This window comes from Nocardia sp. NRRL S-836, from assembly GCF_001279525.1.
In the GTDB taxonomy this organism is placed as follows: domain Bacteria; phylum Actinomycetota; class Actinomycetes; order Mycobacteriales; family Pseudonocardiaceae; genus Lentzea.
Window position 1 is genome coordinate 1 of record NZ_LGDY01000169.1, and the last position, 4,647, is coordinate 4,647.

The window sequence follows — 4,647 nt, forward strand, 5'->3', positions numbered from 1 at the left end:
CGCCACCCCCTCCCCCGGCCGCCGCCGCACCGCCGATCGTGCTGCCCACCGTCGACCTGCCGCCGTACGAACCGCCGGTCGAGCCGATGACCGCCCCGGTCCGCCGCCGCAACCGCGGTGCCGTGGTCGCCGTCCTGGCCGTGGTCGCCGTGGCGGGCGGCGTCGTGGCGGGCGTGCTGCTCAACCGCGGCGAGTCCGTCACCACCCAGCCGACCACGACCACGACGTTGCCCGTGCCCACCTCCGAGTCCGCCGACGCCGGACCACCCCCGAACACCGACCCCAAGTTCGTGCCGGTGCTCAAACGCGCCGAGTACGCGGGCAAGGCGATCCAGCTGGAGTGGAGCGACCCGAGCGGCGGGCAGGCCGAGTTCGTGGTGGTCGACGTGACCGGTACCAAACCGCAGGCCGTGACGCGGGTGACCGGGGGCGGCACCAGCTACGTCATCGAGGACGGTGGCGGGGTGCGGCGGTGCTTCCAGATCGCGGCGTTCGGGTACAACGGGGAACGCGGCAGCTCCGCGAAGGTGTGCGCGGCGAAGAACTGACGCCTGGTGCCCTTGTCCGGCCGCGGGTGAAGGCTTCTTCGTCGACGCAGGACGAGGCCTCTAGCACCTCGCTGAGGCCCTGTCCCGCTGACTGCGGAACCCGACCGTGCGACGGTGGTCAGCGGCGGCGGAACAGCGGGCGCGGGTCGACCGTCCACAGCAGCCTGCGCCACCAGGAAGCCTTGCTCCGCACCGCCTTCTTCACCTGCCGGGCGAGCTGCCAGCTGTGCTCGGCGCGTGCGGGCTGTGGTGCGAAGGCCGCCTCGTCGACCATCGTGGCCAGCCGGGTGCCGGGCTCGCCCCACTCGCGGCCGACGTCGGGTGCCGTGCGGCTCGGGTGGGGGCGCAGACCGGCCAGCAGCAACGAGTCCAGCACGTCGTTCCAGGCGCCGACCGGGCCGGCGCCGCGCAGGCGGACGCGGCGGGTCGTGCGGGCGACGTACAGGGCCAGCAACAGCAGGACCGGGGTTAATGCCCACAGCGGGAAGCTCTGGCGGGGTTCGGGGGCGGCGACGTTCTCCCGGCCGACGGCCGAGGGCTGGACCAGGGGCGGCACCGAGGCCAGGGAGGTCGGGCTGGGTTTGGCGGTGGTGGAGGCCAGGCGGTTGAGGACCTCGCGCTTGGAGGCGGCGCTGGGGCCGCTGCCGTTGCCGGAGACCGGGTCGAACGCGACCCAGCCCCAGCCGGTGAAGTAGACCTCCGGCCAGGCGGTGGCGTCGGCGGCGCGGACGACGCGTTCGCCGGACTGTTCCGGAACGGGCTGGAAGCCGACGACCACGCGGGTGGGCAGGCCGACGGCACGGGCTAGGACGGCGTAGGCGGAGGCGAACTGCTCCGCGGTGCCCGCGCCGGCACCGGCCTCGCCGGGGGCGCCGAAGAGGAACGTCTCCAGGCGGGCGTAGGAGGAGCCGACCGGGGCCTCGGCGTCGGGGCGGCGGTTGAGGCGGACGACCTGTTCGAGCGCAACGGCCTTCTCGTACGGGGTGCGCGCGTTCTGGGTGGCCTGGCGGGCGTACTCGGCGAGGGTGAACGGCAGGCGCGGCAGGGCGGTGTAGCGGGTGTCGGTGGGAACGGCCGCCTCAGCCAGGTCCGTGTCGGCGGGGGTCTCCAGCACGCCGCGGACGGTGTAGCTCAGGCCGGTGCGCAGGCCGTCGGCCACCACCAGCGAGCCGGTGTCGGGGTCGACCATGGCGTTGCTCAGCGACACGGCCTGCGGCCTGCCGACGCCGGGGAGCCACTCGCCGTCCAGTCCGGTGATGGTCAGGTCGACGCTCGTGTCCTGGAACTTGCCGCCCGCCGGGAGGTCCGGTGCGGCGACGACGCCGAGCGGCCCGTAGGTGGAGGCGGCCTCCCAGGAGGCGCCGGAGTAGCGGCTCAGGGTGACCAGGCGGACCGGGACCTCGGGGCCGCGCATGCGGAACAGCTCCGTCTCCCCCCGCGCGGCCCACGCGGCGAGCTGCGGGAGCGGGTTGGAGATCGCGACGTTCGTGATCGGCGGGGTGACGAGCTTGCGGGGCTCGAACCCGCCGGTGGGCAACACGATCGTCAGCAACGTCAGCGCCGCCAGCACGGTGGCGAGCACCGCGGGCGGCACGACGGGACCGCGGCGGTCGATGATCAGCCAGCCGAGCGCGAGCAGCACGACGAGCACCAGTGCCGTGATGCCGTAACGGTCCGCCTTGCCCGCCGTGAGCAGCGCGGCGGACATGTACAGCACGGCGGCACCGAGCGCGGGCACGAACAACGCCGTGCGCTGCCTGCTGATCGAGAGAACTGTCGCCACGGACACGCCGAACACCAGCAGCAGACCGGGAACCAGCAGCTCGGGCGTTGCGGGCGCGGGCCGTGCGGCGGTGAGCAGGCGCGGCACCGTGTCGAGCAGCACGTGCGTCGGGTCGCGGCCGGGAACGGCGTCACGAGCGGCGAAGTAGCCACCGGCCATCGCCACGGTCATGAGCGCGATCCCCGCCAGCCCGGCAGGAACCAGGCGCCGCAACGGAACCGCGAGGAACCCCAGCACCGCGGCGAGTCCGAAGTAGACGACCGCGCCGTCCCACGCCTGGGCGAGCTGCACCGAGGCGACCAGCAGGACGGCCGCGACCCACGCGTACCTCATCGCGCCACCACCGCGTTCCACGAGTCGACCAGGTCCTCGACCTTGGGCCCGGTGACGACGAGCACGGCCCCCACCGCCCCCACCGGCTTCTGCTCGTCGACCACGAGCATCGCGCCGAACGCCGCACGCCCGGCCTCCAGCAACAGCGCCGGGCTCGTGTGGCCGCTGATCACGGCCACGACGTCGAGGTCCCGCACGGGCACGGTCAGCGCACCGTCGAGCTCGGTCAGCTCCAGGTCGGCGAGCGTGGCGAGGATCGGCGTGGAGTCCTGCGTCTCCTCGACGTCCGCGCTGCCGGAGGTGGTCATGAGCCGCACCGGATGTCCCTGTTCGAGCGCCGAGGTGACGAGCGAGGCCGCGACCTCGACCGCCTCCTCGAACCGGCCGGGATCGGGGTAGGCGGCGGCGTTGTCGTCGAGCAGCACCGCCAGGTGCGGGCGGGCCGGGTCGGCGTCCTCGCGGATCATCAACGTGCCGGTGCGCGCCGACGTGGCCCAGTGCAGGCGGCGCAGGTCGTCACCGGGAACGTACTCGCGCAACCCGACGAGGTCCGTGCCACCGCGCTCGACCCGCTCGTCCGCGCCGACCTGCCCACGACGCGCCCCCGACGGCAACCCGCGCACGGGCAGCACCCGCGGCACGACCCGAACCTGCACGACCTCGCCGAGCACCGTCCTGGCCTGCGCGAGCCCGGCCAATCCCCTGCGCCGCAACGTCAACGGCCCCACGTCGAACACCCCTCGCCGCTCCGTCGGGATTGCGTAGTCCACCGCCTCGGTGACGCCGGGCCTGAGCAACGGCACGTCGACCGCCATCGGCTCACCCGCCACCATGTCGACGGCGTCGAGCGCCACGGGCCAGCGCCCGGTCGTCGACAGCTCCAGCCGGCCGCTGCACCGCGAGAGGCGCGGCACCGTGCGCGGGCGGATCGTGCGGGCCGTGGTCAGCGGGCTGGCGACCAGGACCGACACGACCGAGGCCACGACGAGGGCGGTCAGGGCGAGGCCGAAGCCGGTCATGCCCGCGTACCGCCACCACAGGCCGACGCCGGTCATGGCGAGGCCGAGGAGGAGGGCGCCGGTGCCGCGGAGGGTGAGACGGAGGGCTTTCACGCCGACCACCGCCTGGGGGCGGGGAGGTGGTGTGGGGAGAGGGTGTGCGGGCGCGAGGGTAGGGAGTGATGGGGCCGGGTGTGTGGGTGGAGGGCTGGCGGGGGCAGGAATTGCGGGGGCAAGGTCTGCGGGCGCGAGGCGTGCGACGGCAAGGCGCACGGCGCCGCAAGCACCGCCCGGCAGACGGCGGACCGCAGGGCGAGGACGCGCTGGGGCAAGGAGTGCAGGCGCAGGGAGCGCGAGACCGAGGCGTGCGGGCGCGGGTGCGGGGCACGCAGAACCATGGCGCACCGAGCTAGGGCAGACGGGGGTAGGGCATGCGAGGGCAGGGCATGCGGCACCGCAAGCGCCGCCCGGCAAATGGCGGGCCGCAGGGCGGCGTGCCTTGCACCGAGTGCCGAGCCGCAACGGTGCGTGCCGACCGGCCGGGCCGAGCCGGAGCGGCGCCAGGCAACCTGCTGGACCAAGCCGCACCTGCGGAAGGCGACCGGCCACGCCAAGCCGCGCTGGCACGAGTCGATCGGCGGTGCCAAGGCGCACACGGCAACCTGCTGGCGCCATGCGCGCGCGGCGGCCCGCGGAAGCAATGCGCGCCCGGCAGCCGTTGGGAGCGACGCAGCCGTGGCAGCGCGCGAAAGCGGCACGTGCGCAGCAGCTCGCAAAAGCGGCGCACCCTTGGCAGCGCGCGAAAGCGGCACGTGCGCGGCAGCCCACAAAAACAGCGCACCCGCGGCAGCCCACGAAAGCGGCGCAGCCGCAGCAGCCCGCGGAAGGGGCGCATCCGCGTGTGTGGCGGCGCGTGGGAGTGGCGCGGGTGGGGTGCGGGGAGGGATGGCGGGGCGCCGCGTCCGGGGAGTGGGCGCGGTGGGGG

General features: G+C 74.5%; 2 protein-coding genes and 1 pseudogene. 1 reads left to right on the plus strand and 2 read right to left on the minus strand.

Translation table 11 applies throughout. The features are described from left to right. Positions 1-548, plus strand: a pseudogene (locus ADL03_RS49185) (hypothetical protein); the annotation flags it as partial. 118 nt (positions 549-666) lie between these two features. Here the strand turns inward: ADL03_RS49185 and ADL03_RS43635 are convergent. Further along, on the minus strand, positions 667-2,664 hold the full coding sequence (locus ADL03_RS43635) for a transglutaminase domain-containing protein (RefSeq protein WP_157529788.1): 1,998 nt from the start codon (positions 2,662-2,664) through the stop codon (positions 667-669). Continuing rightward, a complete protein-coding gene (locus ADL03_RS43640; protein ID WP_197289171.1) occupies positions 2,661-3,776 on the minus strand; it encodes a DUF58 domain-containing protein in 1,116 nt (371 codons plus the stop codon). The genes ADL03_RS43635 and ADL03_RS43640 overlap by 4 nt, the downstream gene beginning before the upstream one ends. Positions 3,777-4,647: the final 871 nt, after the last annotated feature.

Bases quoted from the DNA above. Each gene is read 5' to 3' on its own strand.
- ADL03_RS43635 (WP_157529788.1), bottom strand. From the start codon at position 2,664: ATGAGGTACGCGTGGGTCGCGGCCGTCCTGCTGGTCGCCTCGGTGCAG.